We start from the raw sequence: 24,774 nt of genomic DNA on the forward strand, positions 1-24,774 counted from the left end.
CGTGGCGCGACCTTCGGCGAGAACGGGATCCGCGCGTAATAGACCGCTCGTCCCGGCGTCTCGCCAAGGGAAGGAGTCCCGGTCATGAGCACCTTGTCGCAGCACGACACGCGACCGTCGCCGCCGGCGCGTGACGCGGCGCAGGCCCGCGCCTCCCACCGTCGGCGCGGGTTCGCCCAGGCGGTCCTGAGCGCTCTGAGCGCCTGGCATCCGCACGATGCCCTCGTGCTCGGCAGCGCGGTGGACAGGGCGGCGTTCGGCGCCGTGGCGGAGGACATCACCGCCGCGGTCTCCCCCGAGGTGCTGTGCGCGCTCCACGCGCGCCGGCCGATCATCGTCCCCGGCGAGAGCCGTTTTGGCGGAGTGCTCTATCTCGTGCAAGGCGGCGCCGGATCCCCCGAGGGACGACGCGAACCGCTGACGGCGGTCCTGATCAGCCTCGGCGAATCGGATCACGTCGACCTGGACGTGTGCGATCTCACCGCCGGCCTGCGACTGCTGCGACGGCGAGGGGTGGGCCTCGCCGAGCTTCCGCAGCTCCTGCTCGCCTTGGCGCACGACGGGCGCGCCACCGCAGGACGGATCGTCGAGACCGGGTCGGCCGACGCCGACGCGGCCTAGGCGCGGACCCCCTCCGCGCAGCGCGCGGTCGGCGGGGCTGCGCCGATCGCCGTGTCGACCGCGGCGAACTCCTCCAGAGACAGGGCGGATCCGGCGTTCCACGCCCGCTCGGCCATCGCCCGCAGCGGGGCGCGGATCCCTTCCGCGACCTCGGCGGGCGTCTGCGCCCCGGGCCGGTCGGACCACACGGCGAAGGAGACGCCGAGCAGCAGCGCGGGATAGGGACGGACGAGCTCCTGCCGCACCGCGCCCTGTCCGCCCGGACCCCACTGCGCCGGGAACAGGCCCGGGTGCCAGTCGGCCGCCCAGATCCGCTCGGCGGTCGGATAGCGGTAGCCCGCGTTCTCGCCGAGCACGTAGTAGAACAGCGCGTCGTTGACGTTGACGACCCGGTGCCCCGCGGCGAGCGCATCCGCGACGGGTCGCATCCCGGCGTTCCAGTTCGTCCACCAGGTCAGCACCACCTCGGGATCCAGGTGCTCCGCGGCACTGCGCAGCAGGCCGTCGTTCCACGCGCGCGCCTGGAGGCCGTGCGCGCGCACATGGGCGGCGACGCGGTTCACGAAGGCGGTGAGCAGGTCGAATCCGGTGCCGTCCGGGCCGTACCGCTCGCGCGCCGCCGTCGCCAGCGCGGGGAACTCCGCCATGCGATCGAAGTCGACGAACTCGTCGCCGCCGAGGTTCCACCGGGAGCTGTGCGGGAAGACCGGGATCAGGTCGTCGATCAGCGCCAGGGCGAACCGGATCGGATCCTCGCGGGTGATGTCCAGCGCATGATCGGTCGCGAGTCCCGGCGCCTCGGGCAGCCGGAGTCCGGGGTGAGCGGCGAGCGTGTGCCGGAGGTGGCCGGGCATGTCCAGCGACGGGACGAGCTCGATGTGCAGATCGCGTGCGGTCGCGACGACCTCCGCGGCCTCGGCGCGCGTGATGTGCTCGGCGGAGACGATCTCCGGGAAGGCGGCGGACTCGATGCGGAAACCCTCGTTCTCGGAGAAGTGCCATTGGACGATGTTGATCCCGACGTCGGCCGCGGCCCGCAGCTGCGCGAGGATCCACTCCGCGGGGTAGTGCTTGCGTCCCGTGTCCAGATGCAGACCGCGCTCAGCCACGGCGGGCGCGGAGACCACGGTTCCGCGGGGCACCGCACCCTGTGCGCGCAGGTTGTGCAGCAGCTGCCGGGTCGCGCGGAACGCCCCCGCCGGAGACGCGGCGGTGACGGTCACGTCGTCGGCGATCCGGATCCGGAAGGACTCGTCGGGGAGGGCCTCGCCCTCCGTGCCCGCCGCCGCGACCGCGGACGGGGACGGGGCCGGCTCCGTGGCCGGCGGCAGGGTGAGGCGCAGCGTCGGATCCGCCGCGGAGCGGGCAGGCTCGATGCCGGCCGCCGCCAGCTCCGCCTCGACGCGCTCCGCCTCTCGCCGCAGCGCCGCCGCGTCGGCCACGACCCGCACGCGCTGCGGCGCCCACACCCCGCACGATGGACGGAACGACGAGGGCTGCGGGATCGCCCGCCAGCCCCCGTCGCTCCGCCCGGGATGGGTCACGGGTGCGCGGCCGTGTCCCGGGAGTCGGCCGCGGGGTCTCCGAGGTCGAACAGCTCGATCTGCCGCAGCACGGCCGGCGCCGTCGCGCGCACGCGCAGCAGGGCAGTCGTCACGGGCGCGGCGAACGTGAAGGGCACGGTGCGGTCGGCGGGAAGGTCCTCACGGTGGGTGGTCGAGACCGGGATCCAGGTCTCGCCGTCGGCGCTGTGCTCCCACGCCAGTGCCTCGGCGGAGGTGTGCGCGACCGCGGTGAGCGTGACGTCGGTGATCGTCGTCGGCGCGGAGAAGCGCCACCCCGCGACCTCGCCCTCCGCGAGCGGGACCGCGGCGTCGTCGCCGTCCGCGAACAGCGCGACGACCACGTCAGCCCCGAGCGGGACGCCCGGCGATCCGGCGCGCTCCGCCCCGGGCACCACGACCGGCCCCGTGAGGTCGGCGCGCCATCCCGGCGCGACGGACGTGTCCTCGCCGGCGCTGTGCGCGTCCGTGCCGGCGTCCGGCTCGGCGGGCGCCCACAGCGGCGAGGCCGCGACACGGCCGGGATCGGCGGTGAGGACGAGGTCGAGAACCGCGTCCGCGCTGTGATCCAGCACACGCACGTCGAGCAGGGGCCGCTCCAGGGGAACGCCGTCGAGGCGGGCTTCGGCGAGGTGCGTCGCGTCGGGGCTCTCCCTCCGCGTGCGGATCCGCAGCGTACGACCGTCCGTCCGCCGCACCGTCACGTCGTCGAGCAGGGGCGCCCCGATGCGGAGCGCCCCGGCGCCGAGCTCGAGCGGGTAGAGGCCGAGCGCGGCCCACAGCCACCAGGCGCTCATCTCACCGTTGTCCTCGTCGCCGGGGAAGCCCTGCGCGATCATCGCACCGGTGAAGAGCCGCCGCGCGAGCGCGTGCACCGTCGCACCGGCGCGCCACGGCTCGTCGCCGAAGACGTGCATCCACGGGATGTGGTGCGCGGGCTGGTTGGAGATCGCGCACATCCCGGAGCGCAGCGCCCTGGCCTCGCGCTGCTCATGGATCACCGTGCCGTAGGTGCCGCCGAAGGCGGGATCCGCGGTCTCCGGCTCGGCGAACAGCCGATCAAGATGCGCGCGCAGACCGGCCGGTCCGCCGTGCAGCGCGGCGAGCCCGGCGCCGTCGTGCACCGCGCCGACCGACATGCCCCACGCGTTCGTCTCGACGTTATCGCCGCCCCAGATCCGCGGGTCGAACGCGTCGGAGAACGATCCCTCCTCGTCACGGCCGCGGAAGAAACCGGTCTCGGCATCGAAGAGCGAGCGGTGGGCCAGGGCGCGATTGCGGAACGAGCGCGAGAAGGCCCGGTACCGTGCCCGGGCGGGCGGACCGGCGTCGGGATCCGCGGCGAGCGCGTCGGCGAGGTGCGCGATGCCCGCGTCGCTGATCGCGTTCTCGATGCTCCAGCTCATGCCTTCGTGCACCGAGGACGGGATCCAGCCGAGGAAGCGTCCCGCCCCGATCCCCTTGCGCCCGACGCGAGGGTCGGCGGACGGCTCGGACGCGTTGCGCCAGGCGCTCTCGAACGCGGCGGCGGCGTCGAACGGGAGCCCGCGGCGGGCGGCGTCGGCGAAGATCTGGTCGCTCGAGGTGCCGACCATGCAGTCGACGTAGCCGGGGGCGCTCCACCGCGCCATCCAGCCACCGTCCCGCCACTGCCGCAGCAGGCCGTCGAGCATCGCACCGGTGCCGGCCGGATCCAGCATGCCCAGGAGCGGCCAGGCCGTGCGGTAGGTGTCCCAGTACCCGTTGGTGACGTGGGCCTCGCCGTCGCGGACCACCGCCCCGGTCTCGGTCTCGCCGTGCGGGGCCGCCGGCGCGGTCGCGTCGGCGTAGCGCGGCACGGGCCGCTCCGTGGTGCCCGTGTTCTCGTCGATGCGGCACGGATACAGGTGCAGGCGGTACAGGGCGGAGGCGATCCGCGCGGCATCCTCCTCGTGCGCGAGCGTGCGGCCCGGATGCGCCTCCGCGGCAAGGGCCGGGATCTGCACCGCGCCGAGCAGCGCGTCCCAGCGCGCCCGCAGGGCGTCGCGGAGCACCTCGAAGGAGACGGCGTCGGGCAGCTCGAGCGCGAGGTTCCGCTCGGCCTGGGCGACCGACAGGTACGACAGCGCGATGCGCACCTCGATCGCGCCGCGGCCGGCGACGTACCCGGCCACCCGCTCGCGCCCCGCGTCCGAGAGCGCTCCGTAGGCGATGGGGTGCTGCACGACCCGTCCCGCGAAGTACGTGCGCGGCGGGTTGCCCCAGCCGGGATCGCCCTCGGGCACCCAGCCGGAGAAGGAGACGCCGTCGGCGGCGTACGTGAGCCGTCCCTCGGGCCGGATCTGGTCGAGCACGAATCCGACGGTCTCGCCGGGGTCGTCCGCGAGCGCCCGGAACGCCCCGCCATGATCGGTCGCGGTGACCTCGAGCCGCAGCCCGCCGGTGAGCGCGGCGGTGTACACGTGCGGGCGCGCCCGCTCGGTGCCCGGCAGGATCCCGCGCCGCCGGGCGGTGCGATCGGAGTGCGGCTCGCCGGTGAACGGCATGAGCTGCAGCACTCCGTGGTCGCCGATCCACGGGCTCGGCTGGTGCGAGAACTGCACCGCCTCGAGGCGGCGGATCCCGATCCCGTCCGGGTCCGGGTCGTCGTGCACGAACGGCCGGTACGGCCATCGCGCGTCGCCCGCGTCGGTCGCGGGCGTGAGGAAGCAGAACCCGTGCGGGGCGGCGGTGATCGGGATCGTGTTGCCGCGCGAGAACCGCGAGCCCGCATGGCTGCCGCGGCGCGTGTCCACCCGCTCGGCGGGAGACGGATCCGCTCCCTCGTGCGCCAGGGCGTGGTCGACCCGCACCTCGACGAACCCGGTGACCGGCTCGTCCGCTCGCTCCGCCCCGGGTGCGGCGAGGCTCGGCGCGCCCAGCACCACCTCGATCCGTCCCGTCCGCCCGGTGTGGGCGCCGAGGGCGACCGAGTCGGCATTCCACTGCTCCGGCATCGCCCAGGCGGCGTCGAACTGCGCCTGCGCGTCGAGGGGGAACCCGTACCGGTCGCGCAACGCCGGGTCGTCGGCGAGGCGGGTGCCGTCGTCGAACACGACGTCGACGGCGACGGCGAGCGCGGCGTGCGGGGCGAGCGCCGCCGCGGGGCCGTCGGCGTAGAACGCCCAGTGCAGCACCGAGTCGGGACCGGGCACCACGTCGCCGGGCAGCGGAATCCGCTGCACGCCCTGACCCGGCGCGAACCGGTAGGCGCGGACCGCGCCGCCCAGCACTCCCGCGTGCGGGCGGGAGGACGGCGGATCCTCCGGCCCCCGGGCCGGCTCGAGCACGGCTCCCGACCGCGGCACGGCGTGCGTCATCCCTTGACCGCCCCCTCCTGGACGCCGGAGAAGAAGAACCTCTGCGTCACCGAGAACAGCACGATGATCGGGATGAGGGCGATGATCGTGCCGGCGGCGATGAGCCGCGGATCCGGCGAGAAGTTGCTGTTCAGATAGGCCATGCCCACCGTCAGCGTGTAGTTGTTCGGATCCGTGATCACCATGAGCGGCCACAGGTAGTCGTCCCAGGCGCCGATGAACGTGAAGATCGCGACCACGCTGGTCATGCCCCGCACGTTCGGCCATACGATGTGCCGGATCCGCTGCCAGGTCGTCGCCCCGTCGACCGTGGCGGCGTCGAGCACCTCCGCCGGGATCATCCGGCAGGCGGTCGCGATGAGCAGCACGTTCATGGCGCCGATCGCCCCGGGCAGGATCACGCCCCACAGGGTGTTGGCCAGCCCCAGCCCGTTGACGGTGAGCAGGTTGCTGGTGACGGTGACCTCGCCGGGCAGCAGCATGGTGGAGAACAGGATCCCCAGGGCGATGCGCTTGCCGCGGAACTTCATGCAGGCCAGGGCGTAGCCGCCCATGAGGGCGAACACGACGTTCGTGGCCACCGACACCAGTGCCACGAACAGCGACCGCCAGGCGTACTGGTACACCGGGATGAAGTCGGTCACCTTGCGGTAGTTGTCGACGGTCGGCTGCGCAGGGATGAGGTTCGGCGGGAACGTGTAGAGGCTCTCGCCGGGTCCCTTGAACGACGTGGACAGCTGCCACAGGAACGGGCCGATCACCAGCACGAGCACGACCACGAGCAGCACGTAGCGTCCGATCAGTCCGCCGACGGTCGGCTTGGTGATGTCGCCGGAGCCGCCGGTGCGGAACATCCGCTCCTTCGCCGGCTTGCGTCGCCGGGTCTCCTCCTCGACGATCAGGGCGGTCTCGGGCAGGCCGACATCCGTGGCGCTCATGAGGTCGCCTTCTTCTCGCGGTTCAGCAGGGCAATCGCGACGAGCGGGATCAGGGTGAGCAGGAACAGCGCGACCGAGACCGCGGCCGCATAGCCGAGGTTGCCGGTCAGGCCGGATCCCGCCTGGCGGATCAGCATGACGATGGACATGTCGTAGCCGCCCGGGCCGCCGGTGCCGTGCGAGAGCACGTCGAGCTCGGCGAACACCCGCATGGCCGAGACGGCGATCAGCACGGAGATGAGCAGCATCGCGCCCCGCACACCGGGGATGGTCACGTTCACGAAGCGCTGGAACGCGTTCGCACCGTCGAGCATCGCCGCCTCGTGCAGATCCTTGCCCACGTTGCCCAGCGCAGCCAGGTAGACGACCATGTAGTACCCGACCCCCTTCCAGACGGTGAGCAGGATCGCGCAGGCGAGCAGCCACCAGCGGTCGACGAGGAACGCCACGGGCTTGTCGACCACGCCCATGAACTGCAGCGCCTGGTTGATGATCCCCTTGCTGTCGAAGAGCCAGCTCCAGATCAGCGCCACGACGACGACCGAGGCGATCACGGGGAAGTAGAACGTCGTGCGGAACAGCGTGATGCCGGGGATCTTCTTCTCGACGAGCAGGGCCAGCAGCAGGGGCAGGATCGTGAGCAGCGGCACGCACACCACCACGTAGATCACGCAGGTCAGCAGCGCGTAGCGGAACTGCTCGTCGCCGAGGAGCTTGACGTACTGGTCGAAGCCGACGAACTGGGGTTCGCGCAGCGGCCGGGCGTTGGTGAAGCTCAGCACGACCGTGTTCAGGAACGGCCACAGCGAGAACACCAGCACCCACAGCACGGCGGGTCCGACCAGCAGCCAGGGCGTGAACCAGCGATGGGAGCGGATCGGGCCCCGCTTCGGGGAGCCGGTGCGCGCGGCGCCGGCTCCCTTCCGCGAGAGGGTGATCCTGTTATTTGTCGATGCGGTTGTCATTCGCGTTCTTCACGATCTTGTCGAGCGCGTCCTTCGCCGGGATGTCACCGCGCACGGCGAGCGCCATCTGCTGGTTCAGGTAGTCGGTCATCGCACCGGTCCACTGGTACGGCGTCGCCTTGGCCTTGGGCAGGGCGTCGAACATGATCTTCATCGCCTCGGCCTGCGCCGCGGGCACGTTGGCGTCGCTCTCGACGGCCTTGACGACCTCGTCGCCGCCGTTCGCCGTGCCCGGCGCGAAGCCGATGGCGAGCTTGGTGAACGCGACCTGGTTCTTCTCGTTCGTGGCGAACTCGGCGAACGCGAGCGCCGCCGCCTTGTTCTTCGAGGTGGACGCGACGTTCAGGCCCTGCACGAACAGGGGCGGCACGCCGGGGCGTGCGGACGCGGCCGTCACGTCGACCAGGTCAGGAGCCTTGGTGCGCAGATCGCCCGCGAAGCCGGATCCGCCGGTCGAGTACGCGACCTTGCCCTGCAGGTACATCTCGGCGTTGCCCGAGTAGGTGCCGCTCAGCGCCTCGGCCGGCATCGCGCCGGCCTTGTACGCGTCGGCGTACTTCTGCACGATGGCGACCGCCTCGGGGGTGTTGAAGACGAACGCGCCCTTGTCGTCGATCACCGGGATCCCCGCGGAGATGAAGGTGTCCAGGCCCGGCATCGACGAGACGAGCATCACCTTGCCCTGCGAATCCGTCGCCACCTTCTTCGCGAGGTCGAGCCACGCGTCGGTCGTCGTGGGGAGGTTCTCCTTGGTGACGCCGTAGGGCTTGAGCTGATCGAGGTTCCACCACGACTCGTCGCTGCCGATGTACCACGGCAGGCCGTAGGTGCCCTTGATGCCGGTGTAGCTGCTGTACGCCTCCCAGCCGCCCTTGTTGTACTGCGCCTCGAGCTTCGGATCCGCCTCGGCCAGGTCGACCAGCTTTCCTGCGGCGACGAGCGGGTAGCCGATGTCCGGCGGGAGGTTCAGCACGTCGGGCAGGGTGTTCGAGTTCGCCTGGCTCAGGATCTTGTCCTGGTACCCGTCGCCGGGCTGGTCGACCCACTCGACGGTGACCTTGGGGTGCTCCTTCTCGAACGCCGTGATCAGGTCGGTGAAGTAGGGCGAGAACTTCTCGTTCTTGAGCGACCAGGTCTGGAACTTGATCGTGCCGCTCAGCTCGCCGGAGGTGTCGATCGCGCCTCCGCCCCCGCCTGCCGCGCCCCCTGCGCCACCCGTGCACGCCGTCAGAGCGAGTGCGGCGGCCGCGGCGATGCCGACGGCCAGAGTTGCTCGGATTTTCATGGACGTTCTCCTTCGAAGTGGTCCCCGGGATCCGCGCGCCTGCCGGCTCTGGAATCCCATCGCTAAAACGCTATAGTGTGCCTACTATGCCATAACCGCAAGACGCCGTCCAACAATGCCGTCGCGAGATCCCGTGGCCGGCCAAATCCCTTCAGTGGAGCAAGGAGAACCGCGATGGACAGCCCGCGCCGCCCGAACATCGTGTTCGTGCTGACCGACGACCACGCCTCGAACGCGATCGGCTGCTACGGATCGGTGGTGAACACCACCCCGGGCATCGACGCGATCGCGGCGGCCGGGGTGCGCTTCGACCGCGCCCTCGTCGAGAACGCGCTGTGCACGCCGAGCCGCGCCGCCTTCCTCACCGGCACGTACAGCCACACGAGCGAGGTCACGACGCTCACGACGCACCTCGCGAACGACCGCGAGACGTTCATCAGCGCGCTGAAGGCCGCCGGCTACCGCACCGCCATCTTCGGCAAGTGGCACCTGGGGCACGGCCCCGACCACGACCCCGTCGGCTTCGACCACTGGGAGGTGCTGCCGGATCAGGGCGAGTACGTGGATCCGGAGTTCCACACGCCGGACGGGCTCGTGCGCTACGAGGGCTACGTCACCGACATCATCACGGAGCACGCGCTGGCGTGGATGGATGCGCAGGGCGACGAGCCGTACTGCGTGCTCGTGTGGCACAAGGCCCCGCACCGCCCGTGGGAGCCGCATCCGCGGCATGCGGACCTGTTCACGGATCCGATCCCGCTGCCCGCCACCTTCCACGACGACTACGAGGGCCGCGGAACCCCTGCGCACCACGCGACCATGCGGATCGCCGACGATCTGAACGACATCGACCTCAAGCAGGATCCGCCGTCCGAGCTCGGCTACGCGGAGCGGGCGCTCTGGAAGTACCAGCGCTACATGCAGGACTACCTGCACTGCGTGGCCGCAGTCGACGAGAGCGTCCAGGCGCTCACCGGCTTCCTGCACGAGAGCGGCCGGTTCGACGACACCGTCACGATCTACGCCTCGGACCAGGGCTTCTACCTCGGCGAGCACGGCTGGTTCGACAAGCGCTTCATGTACGAGGAGTCGCTGCGCATGCCGCTCGTGCTCAGCTACCCCGCCCGCGTCGCCCCCGGCAGGACCACCGACGCCATGGTCTCCAACGTCGACATCGCGCAGACGCTGCTCGACTTCGCGGGGGTCGAGGCTCCCGGCGGCATGCAGGGGCACAGCCTGGTGGAGCTGATGACCGCAGACGCCCCCGTCCCCGTGCGCGATGCGCACTACTACCGCTTCTACGAGCACGACGACCGATCGCACCATGTCTGGGCGCACTACGGCGTGCGCACCGAGCGGTACAAGCTCATCTACTTCTACGCGGACGGGATGGGCCTGCCGAACACGCGCGACACCACCTATCCTCCGGAGTGGGAGCTCTTCGACCTCGAGAAGGATCCGCATGAGCTCACCAGCGTGCACCTCGATCCCGCGTACGCCGACATCCGGCGTGAGCTGACCCTGAAGCTCTGGGATCTCCAGCAGGACCTCGGCGACTCGCCCCACCCGCGCCAGCCCGTCCCGGAAGGACGTACTCGATGACCCCCCGCACTGACTCCGCCCCCTCCGCCGCCCCGAGCGGCCCCGCCCCCCTGCGGTTCGGCGCGAACTACACCCCGGCGAAGGAGTGGATGCACTCCTGGCTCGACCTCGACCTGGACGACGTGCGCCGCGACTTCGCCGGTCTCGCGGCGCTCGGCCTCGACCACGTGCGGATCTTCCCGCTCTGGACGGTGCTGCAGCCCAACCGCACCCTCATCCGCGACAAGGCCGTCGCCGACGTGAGGGCGGTGGTCGACGTCGCCGCGGAGTTCGGGCTCGACGCGAGCGTGGACGTGATCCAGGGACACCTGTCGAGCTTCGACTTCATCCCGTCCTGGCTGTTCACCTGGCACGACAAGAACATGTTCACGCACCCGCAGGCGCTCAGCGGCCAGGTCGCCCTGATCGAGCGGCTCGGCGCCGCCCTGCGCGACGCTCCGAACTTCCTCGGGTTCACCCTCGGCAACGAGGTGAACCAGTTCTCCGCGGCGGTGCACCCGCACCCGTGGCCCGTCACGCCCGAGGAGGCGGCCGGCTGGCTCACCGCGCTGCTCGACGCGGCCGAGCGCTCGACGCCCGGGCTGCCGCACGTGCACAGCGAGTACGACGCCGCCTGGTACATGGACGGGCACGGGTTCGTGCCGACGCACGCGAGCCGCCTCGGCGCCATGACCACCGTGCACTCCTGGATCTTCAACGGCACCGCGCAGCGCTACGGCGGGCGCAGCATCGCGAGCGACCGGCACGCGGAGTACATGATCGAGCTGTCGCGCGCCTTCGCGACGGATCCGGGCCGTCCGGTCTGGCTGCAGGAGGTCGGCGCCCCGTCGAACTGCCTCTCCTCCGACGAGATGCCCGGCTTCCTCGAGGCGACCGTGCGCGCCGCGGCCCGCACCGAGAACCTGTGGGGCGTCACGTGGTGGTGCTCGCACGACGTGAGCCGCGGGCTCGCCGACTACCCCGAGCTCGAGTACTCCCTCGGCCTCATCGACCAGGACGGCGAGGCGAAGCCGATCGGGCGGCGCTTCGCCGAGATCATCCCGTCCCTCCGCGACCGGCGTCCGGCACCCGCACGCCCCACCGCGATCGTGATCGAGGTCGACGAGCAGGAGGTGCCCGTCAGCCGCGCCGCGATGAGCCCGGGAGGCGCGGTCTTCCAGGCGTGGGTCGACGCGTGCGAGGCGGGGCTCGATCCCGCCTTCGTGACCTCGCGGACGGCGTCGGATCCGATCGCCCTCGCTGCGCGCGGCATCACCGAGCTGATCCACCCCGACCTCGGCACCGGGTCAGGGACCTACTCCTCGAACAACACGGTCGTGGACCACACCGCTCCCGCGTCGGAGGTCCCCGCCTGATCCGTCCCCGGTGGGGGTCGTCGAGCGAGCACGACCGAAGGCACGGGTCCTCGAATCAGGCGCGCGCTTCGCGCTCGGCCTCCTTGGCGGCGACGATCTTGCGCAGGCCGGAGCTGGAGAAGCGGTGGTCGCGGCTGTTGAAGTACAGCTCGATCCCCGCCTCCTCGCAGTAGGTGCGGCCGGTGAAGTCGCGGTCCTCGTACTCGTCGCCGACGATGCGCACGTCGAGCTTGAACGAGCGGAGGATGTCCTCCAGGTCCTGCTCGGTGGAGTACGGCACGATCTCGTCGACGTACTCGCAGCCGCGCAGCTGGATGTAGCGCTCGACCACGGTCTGCGTGGGAGCGTTCTTCTCCGGGCGGTCCAGGGTGGGATCCATCTGCAGCCCGCAGATGAGGTAGTCGCACTGCCGCTTGGCCTCGGCGAGCATCATGATGTGCCCCGCGTGCAGCAGGTCGAAGGTGGAGAAGGTGATCCCCACGCGCGGCCCCGGGTTGTAGTCCTGGTGCTTCTTCTTCACGGCGTCCGGCGTCATGCGCATCCCTTTCGTCGGCCTCCAGAACTCTAGCGGACGGGTCTCCGCGAGCGGCCGGAGCCCGCTCAGCGGGAGGGTGCGGCCGTGCTCTCGCGGATGGTGAGCGCCGGGGCGGGACCGCGTCGGGACGGCAGCGGATCCGCGGATCCGATCCGCTCGAGCAGGAACGTCGCGGCCTGCTCGCCGAGGGCGAAGGTGTCACGGGTGAGGCAGGTGATCGAGGGGTGCACGAGGCCGGTGACCACCGAGTCGTCGAACGACGCGACCGACAGCGCGTGCGGCACCGCCACCCCCATCTCCTGGGCGACGCGGAGGCCGGCGATCGCCATCACGTCGTTGTCGTAGACGATGGCGCTCGGACGATCGGCGCGGCTCAGCAGCGTGCGCGTCGCCGCGGTGGCCGCGGCCGGGGAGAAGTCGGTGACGAGGGTCTCGCCCGCCACGCCGCGGCCCGCGAGCGCTTCCAGCACGTCGGCGCGGATGCGCGTGTGCTGGAACTCGGCCGGGCCCGACACGTAGGCGATCTCGCGGTGGCCGAGCGCGGCGAGGTAGTCGAACAGCGCGTGCGCGGCCGCCTCGTCGTCGAGCCAGATGGCGGGCGGATCCCCGGAGGCGTCGCGGCTGCCGATCACCACGGCGGGCAGCGCGAGCGCGGGCAGCAGCTGCAGACGCGGGTCGTCGTCACGCGGGTCGATGACGATCACGCCGTCGACCTGATGGGCGCTGCGCCAGCGCCGGTAGGTCGCCATCTCCTCCTCGATCGAGGAGACCACCACGAGCTGCAGGGCGATGCCGTGCAGTGCGAGCGCCGACTGGACGCCGGCGATCAGGTCGGTGAAGAAGGCCTCGGTGCCCAGCGTGCGCGCCGGGCGGTTCACGGCGAAGCCGACCACGCCGGCCCGGGATCCGACCAGGGCGCGGGCCGCCGAGCTGGGCTGCCACTGGTGCTGCTCGGCGATCTCGAGGATGCGCTGCCGGGTCTGCTCGCTCACGCCGGGACGCCCGTTCAGCGCGAAGGACACGGCCCCGGGGGACACACCGGCGAGCCGAGCGATATCGGCGATGGTGATGCGCTTCGCCTGTGACATAGACTCACCGTACTAGATCGTTTTAGTGGACTCCGGGGAACAGGATTCCCCCGGCGTTCCCACATTCTCGCACCGCGAAGGAGCACCCCGTGCACGAAGAGACCTCGCTCACCGTCGGCCGCGTCACCCGGGTGCTCGCGGAACGGGTGCGTCCCGCGGTGCATTCCGCCCGCATCCCGCTCGAGGTCGCCGCGCACGCGCTGCCCGGCGAGCCGATCGCGCCCGCCGACGGTCTCGGCCTCGACTACGCGCCCTTCGCGGCCGGCGAGCAGTGGGGACCGGCCTGGGGCACCACCTGGTTCCGCCTCCGCGGCACCGTCCCCGCCGACTGGGCCGGCAAGCGGGTCGAGGCGCTCGTGGACCTCGGCTTCGACATCAACATGACGGGCTTCCAGTGCGAGGCGCTGGCCTACCGCGCCGGCGCGGACGGCGAGCCCGTGCCGGTGAAGAGCCTCAACCCGCGCAACCAGTGGCTGCCGATCGCGGATGCCGCCGAGGGCGGCGAGGGCGTCGAACTGTTCCTCGAGGGCGCCTCCAACCCGGTGCTGCTGGACTACCACCCCTTCCTCCCGACGCAGGAGGGCGACATCCTCACCTCGTCCCCCGCGCCGCTGTACCGCGTGCGGCACATGGACCTCGCCGTGTTCGAGCGGGAGGTGTTCGAGCTCTCCCTCGACCTCGAGGTGCTGCTCGAGCTGCAGGCCGAGCTGCCGGAGACCAGCCCGCGCCGGATGCGGATCCTGCAGGCCCTCGACGACGCGCTCGACGTGCTCGACCTGCAGCGCATCGCGGAGACCGCCGGCGACGCCCGCGCCCGGTTGGCGGAGGTGCTCGCCGCCCCCGCCGACGCGAGCGCGCACCGCATCGCCGCGGTGGGCCACGCGCACATCGACTCCGCCTGGCTGTGGCCGCTGCGCGAGACCGTGCGCAAGGTCGCGCGCACCACCTCCTCGATGACGACGCTGCTCGAGGAGCAGCCGCAGTTCCGCTACGGCATGTCGAGCGCGCAGCAGTACGCGTGGATGAAGGAGCACCGCCCCGAGGTATGGCAGCGCATCAAGGCCGCCGTCGCCGAGGGCCGCTTCCTGCCGCTCGGCGGCATGTGGGTCGAGTCCGACACGGTGATGCCGACGGGCGAATCGCTGGTGCGGCAGTTCTCGCACGGGCAGCGCTTCTTCGAGCGCGAGTTCGGGATCCGCTCGAAGGGCGTCTGGCTGCCCGACAGCTTCGGCTACTCCCCCGCGCTGCCGCAGCTCATGCGGCGGGCCGGCTTCGAGTGGTTCTTCACCCAGAAGATCTCCTGGAACCAGCGCAATGTGTTCCCGCACCACACGTTCGAGTGGGAGGGCATCGACGGATCCCGGATCTTCACGCACTTCCCGCCGATGGACACCTACAACTCCCAGCTGAGCGGGATGGAGGTCGCCAAGGCCTCGCGTCAGTTCAAGGAGAACCGGATCGCGACGCGTTCGATCGCCCCGGTCGGCTGGGGTGACGGAGGAGGCGGCACCACCCGCGAGATGACGGGCAAGGCCGCGCGCCTCGCCGACCTCGAGGGCAGTGCGAAGGTCGAGTGGATCCATCCCGACGAGTTCTTCGACGCTGCCAAGGCCGAGCTGCCCGATCCCGCCGTGTGGGTCGGCGAGCTCTACCTCGAGCTGCATCGCGGCACGCTCACCAGCCAGCACGCCACGAAGGCGCTGCACCGCTGGGCCGAGCAGGCGCTGATCGAGGCGGAGCTGTGGGCCGCGACCGCGGCGGTGCAGCTCGGCACGCCCTATCCGCACGACGAGCTCGACCGCCTCTGGGAGACCGTACTGCTGCACGAGTTCCACGACATCCTGCCCGGCACGTCGATCGCCTGGGTGCACCGCGAGGCCGTCTCCGTGCTCTCCGGCGTGCTCGACGAGGCGCGCGCCCTGTCCGATGCCGCGCGCACGGCGCTGGCGGGCGAGGGCGACCGCGAGCTCGTCTTCACTCCGACCTCCGTCGGGGTCGCCCCCGGCGCGCGTGCGCTGGGCGCGGCCGCCGCCCCCTCTTCGGGGTCGTCGAGCGGCCCCGCCGCCGACCGCGACGAGTCGCCGGTCACCCTCGCCGAGACCGCCGACGGCTTCGTCCTGGAGAACGACCTCGTCATCGTGACGGTCTCCGCCGAGGGCCTCATCGTGTCCGCCGTGGACAAGGCGTCGGGCCGCGAGGTCGTCCCCGCCGGCCGCGCCGCCAACCTCTTCCAGCTGCACCAGGACTTCCCGAACATGTGGGACGCGTGGGACATCGACCGTTATTACCGCAACCGCGTGGACGATCTCACCGCGGTGTCCGCGCTCTCCGCGTCGGTGGAGGACGGCGTGGCGACGATCGTGGTGGAGCGTGCGTTCTCCGCCTCGTCGCTGCGGCAGACCATCACGCTCGCACCGGGCTCCCGCACCGTGCAGCTGCGCAACGAGATCGACTGGCACGAGACCGAGAAGCTGCTCAAGCTCGCGTTCCCGCTGGATCTGTTCGCGCGCGAGACCGCGGCCGAGACGCAGTTCGGCTTCCAGCGCCGCGTCACGCACGTCAACACGAGCTGGGAGGCCGCGAAGTTCGAGACCTCGATGCACCGCTTCGTGCTCGTGCAGGAGGACGGCGGCTTCGGCGCCGCGCTGGTGAACGATTCGATCTACGGGTACGACACCACTCGTGACGCCGACGGCGACGACGTCACGACCACGGTCCGTCTGTCGCTGCTGCGCGCCCCGCGCTTCCCCGACCCCGACACCGACCACGGCCGGCACGAGATCCGCGTGGGTCTCGTGATCGGCGCCGGCGCCGCGATCGCGACCGCCGAGGGCATCGCGCTGAACGCCGCGGCGACGGTCGTGCGCGGAGCGAACGAGATCGAGCCGCTGGTCTCCGTGGCCGGCGACGGGATCGTCGTGTCGAGCGTGAAGCTCGCCGACGACCGCTCGGGCGACGTGATCGTGCGCGTCTACGAGGCTCTCGGCCGGCGCACGACCGGATCCCTGTCGGTCGGGTTCGCGCATGGCGGCATCCGCGAGGTGTCGCTCATCGAGGACGAGCTGGAAGGGCCGCGCACCGGCGAGACGCTGTCGCTGCGCCCCTTCGAGGTGCGCACGCTGCGCATCGCCCGCGCCTGACCCGCCGAGACCCCTCCGGTCCGCCGAAACCCCCACGTGCGCGCGAGCGAGCGTGGGGGTTTCGCTGGTCCGAGGGGTATCGGCGGGCAGAGAGGACGTGCCGCGAAGCCGGGCCCTCGCCCTACGGGCGCAGACGGTCGAAGCCCGCGGCGCGCAGGCGCTGCGTCGCCGGATCGTCGATGCTCACGCGCACTTGGCTGAGGCCGTCCAGCGCGGCCCAGAAGGCGATCGGCATGAGCAGCGTGCGGATCAGCATCGCCCACCCGGCCTTCGCGAGGCCGATCCGGGATCCGTCCTTCATCCGCACCAGTCGCGTGGCCGTGAGCAGTCCGCCGAGGGCTCGGCCGTTCCGGTACGCCCAGCCGTAGCAGAGCGGCAGCACGATGAGCAGGGCGATCGCAAGCACACCGGCGCCGGCACCGGCGTACGGATCCGTGGAGCGGGTGCCGTAGAGCACGGCCAGCGCGACGGCCGTGCCGTTCACGAGCACCGCGTCGATGAGCCAGGCGGTGAACGCCGCGCCGCTCGTCGAGTCGATGTACAGGGCGCCGTCCTCGAAGGCGCGCAGCCGCTTCGCGACGTCCGCGCCGCCGACCGCCGGAGCCACGGTCTCCCGCATGTCCGCGAGCCGCGCACGGACGTCACGGGCCGTCGCCGCACCCTTTCCCTCGACGCTCATCCGTAGGTGTAGCTCGTCGTGGCCGCGGCGACCACCGCGAGCACGGCGAGCAGCCCGAACAGCACCGAGAAGGCCGTGGTGATCCAGCCGATGACGATCGCGGCGACCGCGAACCCGTTGGGCGCACCCGCGCGGCGGCTCTGCGACCGTGCGATGTAGCCCAGCACCAGGCCGACCACGCACGCGAGCACGGACAGCACCAGCGCCACGGCACCGAGCACCCTGCCGGGCGTCGCGGCCGGCGCCGCCTTCCGGCCGGTGACCGCCGCGAGGACGATCCCCCAGACGAAGACGAGGGCACCGACCGCCATCGTCGAGACTGCGACGACGCCGAAGCCCGCCGCGAAGTCGCCGAAGGCGGTGGTGTTGCCGCCTCCGCCCGCGAGGAACAGCAGGTAGGGCAAGGCGGAGATCCCCTCGCCGAGGAGCACGACGGCGCCGCCCACGAAGATGAGCGCGATGCCGGGCCCCTGCGATGGTCCCTGAGCCGGCGGCGCGCTCGGCACCGCCCCGTAAGGGAGAGGCGCGCCCTGCGGGGCGTACCCGCCCTGCGGGGCGTATCCGCTCTGCGGGGGGTAGGTCGACTGTGGCGGGGCGGGCGGGATACTCGAGCCGGAAGCGGCGGGCGTCTCGTTCGTCACGGCCCCACGCTATTACGGGTGCCGCGAGGAAGCCCATGGGCAGCAGTGCCCATGGATGCCGACGGTCAGGCCAGGATGCGCGTGAAGGCGTCGCGGCTGATCCCCTGCTCGAGGATCCGGGCCGACCACTCGCGCGCGCCGTGCAGGCTGTGATCGCGGTAGTTGCCGCACTCGATCGCGCTGACGCCCGGAACGTCGCTCCACTCGGCCTCCTCCGCGATGAAGCGCAGGCTGTCGGTGACGGCTTCGACGAGCGCCGGGACCTCGGGGCGGCCCCAGGTGATCAGGTGGAAGCCCGTGCGGCAGCCGAACGGCGAGATGTCGATGACGCCCTCGACGCGGTCGCGCAGCAGGGACGCGAGGGTGTGCTCGATCGTGTGGAGGGCGGCCGTCGGGATCTCGCCCTCGTTCGGCTGCACGAAACGCACGTCGAAGTTCGAGATCTCGTCGCCGCGCGGTCCCTGCTCGACGCCGATCAGGCGGATGTAGGGCGCCTTGACGGCGGTGTGGTCCAGCGTGAAGCTCTCGACCTCGGCCATGACGGATCTCCTTCGGGTGGGGGTGCGATGCGGGCGGGCGGTGTGCCGGTTCCGGCCCGCTCCGAGGCTACCCCGCTCCGGTCCCGCGGGGGCCGCCGGCCGCAACACGATGACGGTGCGGCCGGCGGCGCTCGGCTCAGGCGGTGGCGCTCCCCGCGAAGAACGCGCGGATGTCGCCGGCGACGAGGTCGGGACGCTCCAGGGCGGCGAAGTGGCCGCCCTCGTCGAAGCGGCTCCAGTGCACGATGTTGTCGTTGTCGCGCTCGGCGAAGACGCGGATGGTCTGGAAGTCGTCCTTGAACACGGCCACGCCGGTGCGCGCGTGGTTCACCTGCGGCTCGGACGGCGCCTGCGCGTTGTCGAAGTAGCTGCGGCTCATCCCCGCCGCCGCGTTCGCGAACCAGGTGACGCTGACCTCGAGCAGGATCTTCTCCAGCGGCACGAGCGAGGTCCCGTTGCCGAAGCTGTTGAACAGCTCGCCGTAGGCCAGCAGCGCGATCGGGGAGTCGCTGAGCCCCACGGCCACGGTCTGCGGACGCGACGCGTTCATCGTGTTGTACCCGCCGACCGACTGGAACCACTTCATGTGCTCGAGCCCGGCGTAGTCGGCGGGCTCGAGGCGCTCGAACTCGGACGCGTCGCCGGAGGGGAACGAGAACAGCTGCAGGACGTGCAGTCCGAGGAAGCCCTGCGGATCCAGGAGTCCGAGCTCGCGCGCGACCATCGCGCCGTTGTCGGATCCGTGCACGCCGTAGGAGTCGTAGCCGAGTCCGCGCATGAGCCGGTCGTAGGCCGCGGCCACCCGGGACACGGTCCACCCGCCTTCGGTCACCGGCTGGGAGAAGCCGTATCCGGGGGCGTCGGGGACGACGACGTCGAAGGCGTCCTCCGCGCGCCCGCCGTAGGCGACCGGGTCGACGAGGCGGTCGATGACGTCGAGGTAGTCGACGGAGGAGCCGGGATAGGTGTGCGCGAGCAGCAGTGGCGTCGCACCCTCGTGGGGCGAGCGGACGTGGATGAAGTGGATGTCCTGTCCGTCGATCTCGGCGACGAAGTGCGGGAAGGCGTTGATGCGCGCCTCGGCGGCGCGCCAGTCGAACGCGCGCCAGGCGGCGACCGCCTCGCGCAGGTAGTCGTTGGGCGTCCCCGTGGTCCAGTCGTCGGCGGGGGCGGGCTGCGGCAGGCGGGTGCGCGCGAGGCGGTCCTGCAGATCGGCGATCTCCGCGTCGGTGACGGAGACGGTGAACGGGCGGAGGGCGAGGGATGCGGTGCTGTTCATGTGTTCCACGGTAGGAGCCCATTAGGCTGGATATGTTCCTAATAGAAGAAGTTCCTCGAGGATGCGATGACGAGTCCCTCCGCCCGCCTGCTCACCCTGCTCTCGCTGCTCCAGACCGGGGCCGGCCGCACCGGCGGCGAGCTCGCCACGCGGCTCGGAGTGAGCGCTCGCACGGTGCGCGCCGACATCGAGCGGCTCCGCGAGCTGGGCTACCCGGTCGATGCGGTGCGCGGATCGGTCGGCGGCTATCGGCTCGGCGCAGGCGGGCATCTGCCGCCGCTGCTGCTCGACGACGAAGAGGCCGTGGCCGTCACCGTGGGGCTGCAGATGGCCGCGGGGGTGACCGGGGTCGAGGAGTCGGGGGCGCGTGCGCTCGCGAAGCTCGAGCAGGTGCTCCCCTCGCGCCTGAGACCCCTCGTCGACGCCCTCGGATCCACGATCGACCGCGGCCAGGAGAACACCGGCACCGACGCCCCGGATCCGGAGGTCGACGCCGCGGTGCTGGGCGCCGTGGCGGCCGCCATCCGCGACGCGGAGTGGCTGCGCTTCGACTACCAGGGCGAGCCGGTGCTCGTGGAGCCGTACCGGCTGCTCAGCTGGCAGCGACGATGGCATCTCGTCGCACGGGATCCGGTGAGCGCCGCCTGGGGCACGTACCGGGTGGACTGGATGTCACTGCGCATGCCGACGCGCCGGCGCTTCGATCCGCAGCCCCTGGAGGGCGGCGACTACACCGCCTTCGCGATGCGCACGATCGCCGCGAGCGGATGGGCCGTGCACGCCCGCCTGCGCATCGACGCACCCGCGCAGACCGTGCTCGATCGGATCAACCCGACGGTCGGCGTGGTCGAACCCGTCGACGCCGAGCACTGCGTGCTCGTGACCGGGGCGGACAGCCTGGACACGGTCGCCGCGTACATCGGGATGCTCATGATGGACTTCACCGTGGAGTCGCCGCCGGAGCTGATCCCCCGGCTGCGGGTGCTGTCGGAGCGGTACGCGCGCGCTGTCGCCGGATCCTGTCCGAGCGCGTCGCCGGATCCTGATCAGCGGCCGTAGCGCTCCGCGATCTCGTCGGTCAGCGCGGGCCAGATCCGCTTGTGCTCCTCGCCGAACGGGACGCCGGAGAGGAACGCCGCGGCGATGTCGCGGGAACGGTCGACGAACAGGAAGCTTCCCAGCGCGCCGAAGTGCCCTGCCGTCTCGGGCCGGAAGGAGTCGCTCAGCCAGTGCGGCGACTTCACGCCCTTGAGCTCGAAGCCCAGCCCCCACTGGTTGTCGGCGTAGGAGCCGTAGCCGGGCACGATCCCCCGCAATCCCGGATGCGAGACGGTGAGGGCGAGGTCGCGCAGCGCGGCGGGGATCAGCGTGGGTCGAAGCACCTCGCGGCCGAAGATCAACAGGTCCTCGATCGAGGCGGTCGCTCCCGCCGACGGCCGGCCGGTGACGTCGGTGCGCTCCATGCCGAGCGGGAGGGTCACCTCGCGCAGCATCCAGTCCGCGAAGTCCATCCCGACGGCGTCGGCGATGTGGGCGGCGAGCGCGTCGAAGCCGGCGTTCGAGTAGATGCGCCGCTCGCCAGGCGCCTTCTGCGGCTCCTCCCCCTCCATCGGCAGGCCGCTGGTGTGGTCGAGCAGGTTCAGCACGGTCGCTCCGGCCGGGCCCGCCGGCTCGTCCAGATCCACCAGTCCGCGCTCGACCGCGACCAGGGCGCCCCACGCCGTCAGCGGCTTCGTCACCGACGCGAGCGGCAGGACCGCCTCGGGATCCCCCTGCACGGCGAGCGTGCGCTCCGGGTCCGTGACCCCGACCAGGGCCGTGTGCGGGAAGCCGTCGGTCGCGGTGAAGGTCGTCGATTCCACGGGATCCATCGTGTCACGAAGGATCCCGGGCAGCGGATGTCACACTTCGGGCCCCGGCGGTGTCTCCATGTGCGAAGGCGCGAGATGCGCGCCGCAGAAGGAGCAGATCATGACGAAGACGACCAGGATCCCCGCCGTCGAGGTGACCGGCCCGTTCGGCGCCCTCGTGAAGGCCGTGGCGCGGCGCAAGCTGGGCCTCGTGCCCGACTCGCTCGGGGTGATGTGGCAGCACCGGCCGGTGATGATGGACATGATGAGCTTCGGCGGCAAGACCGAGAAGTGGCACGAGCTCGACCTCGGCCTGTCGACGCTGGCGACCATGGCCGCGGCGGCGACCGTCGGATGCAGCTTCTGCCTCGATCTGCACTACTTCATGGCGCACGACCGCGGCCTCGACGAGGGCAAGGCCCGCGAGGTGCCGATCTGGCGCGAGTCGACCCGGTTCACCCGCCTGGAGCGGCTGGTCATGGAGTATGCCGAGGCGATGAGCCAGACCCCGCCGGCGGTCACCGACGAGCTCTCCGACGCCCTGCTCGCCGAGATCGGCGCCCCGGCGCTGCTCGAGCTCGCCGCGAAGGTGGGCTACCTCAACGCCACCGCCCGCACGAACATCGCGCTCGGCATCCACTCCGACGGCTTCGCCGACGCCTGCGGCCTGGCGCCGCTGGCCGCAGCGCCCGCCGGCGTAGCCTCGCACGCATGAGCAGCGTGCCGGCGGCCGATTCCGAGGATCCGTTCGTCGCCCATCGCGGGCTGCTCTTCACGGTCGCGTACGAGATCCTCGGATCCGCCGCCGACGCCGAAGACGTGCTGCAGGAGTCGTGGCTGCGCTGGGATGAGGTGGATCGCGACCGGATCCAGGATCCGCGGGCGTACCTGGTGCGGATCGTCACACGGCAGGCCCTGAACCTGCTCCGGTCGGTGTCCCGTCGGCGCGAGGAGTACGTCGGACCGTGGCTCCCCGAACCCCTGCTGACGACCGCGGACGTGGCCGATGACGTGGTGCTCGCCGAGAGCGTCTCGGTTGCGATGCTGACGGTGCTCGAGACGCTCGGCCCGACCGAGCGCGCGGTGTTCGTGCTGCGGGAGGTGTTCGACGTGCCCTTCGACGAGATCGCGGACGCCGTCGGCAAGACCCCGGCGGCGGTGCGTCAGATCGCGCACCGCGCGCGCGACCACGTCGCCGCCCGGCGCCCGCGCGTCGCCGTCGACGCCACCGAGCACGACCTCGCCGTACAGCGCTTCATCGCGGTGATGAACTCGGGCGATGTGCAGGGACTCATGGACGTGCTCGCGCCCGACGTGGTCTCGGTCACCGACAGCGGCGGACTCGTCCGGCATGCCGCGCGGCGCCCGCTGCACGGCGCCGATCGGGTGATCGCGTTCCTGCGGGGAAGCATCGCGAAGCTCGACATCGCCTACACCGTCGTGCCGCTGCGCGTGAACGGCATGCTCGCCGCAGGGATCCGCGTCGGCGACGAACTGGCCGCCGCGGTGAGCTTCGCCGTCGAGGACGGCCGGATCAGCCGCGTGTTCTCGATGGCGAACCCCGGCAAGCTCGCCGGGCTCGACGCGGAGGCGCGGCTCACCCGCTGACACGTCGCACGGGCGCAGAGACCCCGCGCGACGGGCCATGCCCGGTTCCTTGCAGAGTGCGAAGAAACCGCGGTTCTTTCCCGTCGGATCGCACAGAAGCGCGGCGGAATGCCCGCGAAACTGGATCCAAGCCCCCCTCGTACGCAAAGGAGCACGCGCATGGAACGCGACCCGGAACTCTTCGACACCGACGCCCTGCTGCACATCGGCCGTCCCGTCTGGTTCGAGAAGCACCCCTCGCAGGCCGAGGGCGAGGACTTCTGAGCACCCGCCGCCCCGGCACGAAAGGCCGCGACTCACCTGTGTGAGTCGCGGCCTTTTCGGTGTGACATGCCGGAGCCGGCTCAGGCGCCCTTGAGGCGCTCCGACAGGTAGGCGTCGAGCTCGGCGAGCGGCACGCGCTCCTGCGCCATGGTGTCGCGATCGCGCACAGTGACGGCGTCGTCCTCGAGGGAGTCGAAGTCGATCGTCACGCAGAACGGGGTGCCGATCTCGTCCTGACGGCGGTAGCGGCGGCCGATCGCGCCGGCGTCGTCGAAGTCGATCGCCCAGTGACCGCGCAGCCTGTCGGCGACCTCGCGGGCCAGGGGCGAGAGGCGCTCGTTGCGGCTGAGCGGCAGCACGGCGACCTTGACCGGAGCCAGGCGCGGGTCCAGCTTCAGCACGGTGCGCACGTCGGTGCCACCCTTGGCGTTGGGCACCTCCTCCTCGACGTAGGCGTCGACGAGGAACGCCATCATCGAGCGGGTCAGGCCGAACGACGGCTCGATCACGTAGGGCACGTACTTCTCGCCGGAGGCCTGGTCGAAGTAGCTGAGCGACGAACCCGACGCCTCGCTGTGGCTGGAGAGGTCGTAGTCGGTGCGGTTGGCGACGCCCATGAGCTCGCCCCATTCCTTGCCCGCGAAGCCGAAGCGGTACTCGACGTCGATGGTGCCGGCGGAGTAGTGCGCGCGGTCGTCCTCGGGCACGTCGAACTGGCGCATGTTCTCCGGGTCGATGCCGAGGTCGATGAACCAGTCCCAGCACGCCTGCACCCAGTGCTCGAACCACTCCTGCGCCTCGGCCGGCGGCACGAAGTACTCGATCTCCATCTGCTCGAACTCGCGGGTGCGGAAGATGAAGTTGCCGGGGGTGATCTCGTTGCGGAACGCCTTGCCCACCTGGCCGATGCCGAACGGCGGCTTCTTGCGGCTCGCGGTGAGCACGTTGGAGAAGTTGACGAAGATGCCCTGGGCCGTCTCCGGGCGCAGGTAGTAGAGGCCGGACTCGTCGTCCACGACGCCGAGGTAGGTCTTCACCAGTCCGGAGAACGCCTTCGGCTCGGTGTACTGGCCCTTGGTGCCGCAGTTCGGGCAGGGCACGTCGGCCAGGCCGTTCTCGGCGGGACGGCCCTTGCGTGCCTCGAAGTCCTCGATGAGGTTGTCGGCCCGGAACCGCTTGTGGCACTGCAGGCACTCGACGAGCGGATCCGTGAACGTCTCGACGTGGCCGGAGGCCTCCCACACGCGCTTGGGGAGGATGATCGACGAGTCCAGGCCCACCATGTCGCCGCGGCCGCGCACGAACGTCTGCCACCACTGGCGGCGGATGTTCTCCTTGAGCTCGGTGCCGAGGGGTCCGTAGTCCCAGGCCGAGCGCGAGCCTCCGTAGATCTCACCCGCCTGGAAGACGAACCCGCGGTGGCGGGCGAGGGCGATGACCTTGTCGAGGCGGGACTGTTCGGCCACGGTGGCTCCAATGGTCGCG

The 24,774-nt window shown here is 71.3% G+C and carries 20 protein-coding genes; 7 read left to right on the forward strand and 13 right to left on the reverse strand.

The features are described 5' to 3' along the window. Positions 1-84 precede the first annotated feature (84 nt). A complete protein-coding gene (locus NFX31_RS15430) occupies positions 85-621 on the forward strand; it encodes a hypothetical protein (RefSeq protein WP_262956135.1) in 537 nt (178 codons plus the stop codon). On the opposite strand, the gene NFX31_RS15435 is transcribed toward NFX31_RS15430, so the two are convergent. From NFX31_RS15435 to NFX31_RS15455, 5 genes are read right to left on the reverse strand one after another with little or no spacing between them, the layout of a single operon-like run. Further along, entirely contained in the window at positions 618-2,165 is a 1,548-nt protein-coding gene (locus NFX31_RS15435; RefSeq protein ID WP_262956136.1) for a family 20 glycosylhydrolase, read from the reverse strand. The two genes, NFX31_RS15430 and NFX31_RS15435, sit on opposite strands and share 4 nt — an antisense overlap. Next, a complete protein-coding gene (locus NFX31_RS15440; RefSeq protein WP_262956138.1) occupies positions 2,162-5,521 on the reverse strand; it encodes a GH92 family glycosyl hydrolase in 3,360 nt (1,119 codons plus the stop codon). The genes NFX31_RS15435 and NFX31_RS15440 overlap by 4 nt, the downstream gene beginning before the upstream one ends. Then, positions 5,518-6,459 carry a carbohydrate ABC transporter permease gene (locus NFX31_RS15445; RefSeq protein ID WP_091480235.1) on the reverse strand — a complete coding sequence of 314 codons (942 nt, stop codon included), beginning with the start codon at positions 6,457-6,459 and terminating at the stop codon, positions 5,518-5,520. The genes NFX31_RS15440 and NFX31_RS15445 overlap by 4 nt, the downstream gene beginning before the upstream one ends. Beyond that, entirely contained in the window at positions 6,456-7,424 is a 969-nt protein-coding gene (locus tag NFX31_RS15450) for a carbohydrate ABC transporter permease (protein WP_338101476.1), read from the reverse strand. The genes NFX31_RS15445 and NFX31_RS15450 overlap by 4 nt, the downstream gene beginning before the upstream one ends. Further along, positions 7,402-8,709 (reverse strand): extracellular solute-binding protein, encoded by a 1,308-nt coding sequence (locus tag NFX31_RS15455; protein ID WP_045248981.1) that lies wholly within the window; start codon positions 8,707-8,709, stop codon positions 7,402-7,404. The genes NFX31_RS15450 and NFX31_RS15455 overlap by 23 nt, the downstream gene beginning before the upstream one ends. 174 nt (positions 8,710-8,883) lie before the next feature. Between NFX31_RS15455 and NFX31_RS15460 the strand changes: the two genes are divergently transcribed. Both NFX31_RS15460 and NFX31_RS15465 read left to right on the forward strand, forming a co-directional pair. Further along, positions 8,884-10,311 (forward strand): sulfatase family protein, encoded by a 1,428-nt coding sequence (locus tag NFX31_RS15460; protein ID WP_262956140.1) that lies wholly within the window; start codon positions 8,884-8,886, stop codon positions 10,309-10,311. Further along, positions 10,308-11,666 carry a glycoside hydrolase 5 family protein gene (locus NFX31_RS15465; RefSeq protein WP_262956142.1) on the forward strand — a complete coding sequence of 453 codons (1,359 nt, stop codon included), beginning with the start codon at positions 10,308-10,310 and terminating at the stop codon, positions 11,664-11,666. Before NFX31_RS15460 ends, NFX31_RS15465 begins: the two co-directional genes overlap by 4 nt. 55 nt (positions 11,667-11,721) lie before the next feature. Here NFX31_RS15465 and NFX31_RS15470 read toward each other — a convergent pair whose 3' ends face one another. Together NFX31_RS15470 and NFX31_RS15475 are read right to left on the reverse strand one after the other, a co-directional pair. Then, positions 11,722-12,201: an adenylyltransferase/cytidyltransferase family protein gene (locus NFX31_RS15470; protein WP_045248818.1), complete on the reverse strand. Its 480-nt coding sequence runs from the start codon at positions 12,199-12,201 to the stop codon at positions 11,722-11,724. A 65-nt stretch (positions 12,202-12,266) separates the two neighbouring features. Further along, positions 12,267-13,289, reverse strand: a complete 1,023-nt coding sequence (locus NFX31_RS15475; protein ID WP_045248814.1) for a LacI family DNA-binding transcriptional regulator — start codon at positions 13,287-13,289, stop codon at positions 12,267-12,269. A gap of 89 nt (positions 13,290-13,378) precedes the next feature. Between NFX31_RS15475 and NFX31_RS15480 the strand changes: the two genes are divergently transcribed. Beyond that, positions 13,379-16,429: an alpha-mannosidase gene (locus NFX31_RS15480; protein ID WP_262956144.1), complete on the forward strand. Its 3,051-nt coding sequence runs from the start codon at positions 13,379-13,381 to the stop codon at positions 16,427-16,429. A 121-nt stretch (positions 16,430-16,550) separates the two neighbouring features. Here NFX31_RS15480 and NFX31_RS15485 read toward each other — a convergent pair whose 3' ends face one another. The 4 genes from NFX31_RS15485 to NFX31_RS15500 form a co-directional block, all read right to left on the reverse strand. Beyond that, positions 16,551-17,108, reverse strand: a complete 558-nt coding sequence (locus NFX31_RS15485; protein ID WP_220387458.1) for an RDD family protein — start codon at positions 17,106-17,108, stop codon at positions 16,551-16,553. Further along, positions 17,105-17,749, reverse strand: coding sequence for a DUF4190 domain-containing protein (locus tag NFX31_RS15490; RefSeq protein ID WP_262956146.1), 645 nt, complete (start codon positions 17,747-17,749; stop codon positions 17,105-17,107). Before NFX31_RS15490 ends, NFX31_RS15485 begins: the two co-directional genes overlap by 4 nt. A 65-nt stretch (positions 17,750-17,814) precedes the next feature. Beyond that, positions 17,815-18,288, reverse strand: coding sequence for an S-ribosylhomocysteine lyase (locus NFX31_RS15495; protein WP_045250028.1), 474 nt, complete (start codon positions 18,286-18,288; stop codon positions 17,815-17,817). A 136-nt stretch (positions 18,289-18,424) separates the two neighbouring features. Further along, the gene (locus tag NFX31_RS15500; protein WP_262956147.1) at positions 18,425-19,567 is read right to left on the reverse strand and encodes an epoxide hydrolase family protein; all 1,143 of its coding nucleotides are present in this window, start codon (positions 19,565-19,567) and stop codon (positions 18,425-18,427) included. Between the two features lie 66 nt (positions 19,568-19,633). On the opposite strand from NFX31_RS15500, the gene NFX31_RS15505 reads away from it, so the two are divergent. Beyond that, entirely contained in the window at positions 19,634-20,626 is a 993-nt protein-coding gene (locus tag NFX31_RS15505; RefSeq protein WP_262956148.1) for a helix-turn-helix transcriptional regulator, read from the forward strand. Here the strand turns inward: NFX31_RS15505 and NFX31_RS15510 are convergent. Continuing rightward, positions 20,614-21,438: a serine hydrolase domain-containing protein gene (locus NFX31_RS15510; RefSeq protein ID WP_420847418.1), complete on the reverse strand. Its 825-nt coding sequence runs from the start codon at positions 21,436-21,438 to the stop codon at positions 20,614-20,616. The genes NFX31_RS15505 and NFX31_RS15510 overlap by 13 nt on opposite strands. Before the next feature lie 100 nt (positions 21,439-21,538). Between NFX31_RS15510 and NFX31_RS15515 the strand changes: the two genes are divergently transcribed. Together NFX31_RS15515 and NFX31_RS15520 are read left to right on the forward strand one after the other, a co-directional pair. Beyond that, the gene (locus NFX31_RS15515) at positions 21,539-22,132 is read left to right on the forward strand and encodes a carboxymuconolactone decarboxylase family protein (protein ID WP_262956151.1); all 594 of its coding nucleotides are present in this window, start codon (positions 21,539-21,541) and stop codon (positions 22,130-22,132) included. Next, positions 22,129-23,025, forward strand: a complete 897-nt coding sequence (locus tag NFX31_RS15520) for an RNA polymerase sigma-70 factor (RefSeq protein ID WP_045250024.1) — start codon at positions 22,129-22,131, stop codon at positions 23,023-23,025. Before NFX31_RS15515 ends, NFX31_RS15520 begins: the two co-directional genes overlap by 4 nt. Before the next feature lie 344 nt (positions 23,026-23,369). Here the strand turns inward: NFX31_RS15520 and NFX31_RS15525 are convergent, their stop codons facing one another. Beyond that, positions 23,370-24,755, reverse strand: a complete 1,386-nt coding sequence (locus NFX31_RS15525; RefSeq protein ID WP_045250023.1) for a glycine--tRNA ligase — start codon at positions 24,753-24,755, stop codon at positions 23,370-23,372. Positions 24,756-24,774: the final 19 nt, after the last annotated feature.

Origin of the sequence: Microbacterium azadirachtae (assembly GCF_025583665.1) — a bacterium.
GTDB classification, from domain to species: domain Bacteria; phylum Actinomycetota; class Actinomycetes; order Actinomycetales; family Microbacteriaceae; genus Microbacterium; species Microbacterium azadirachtae.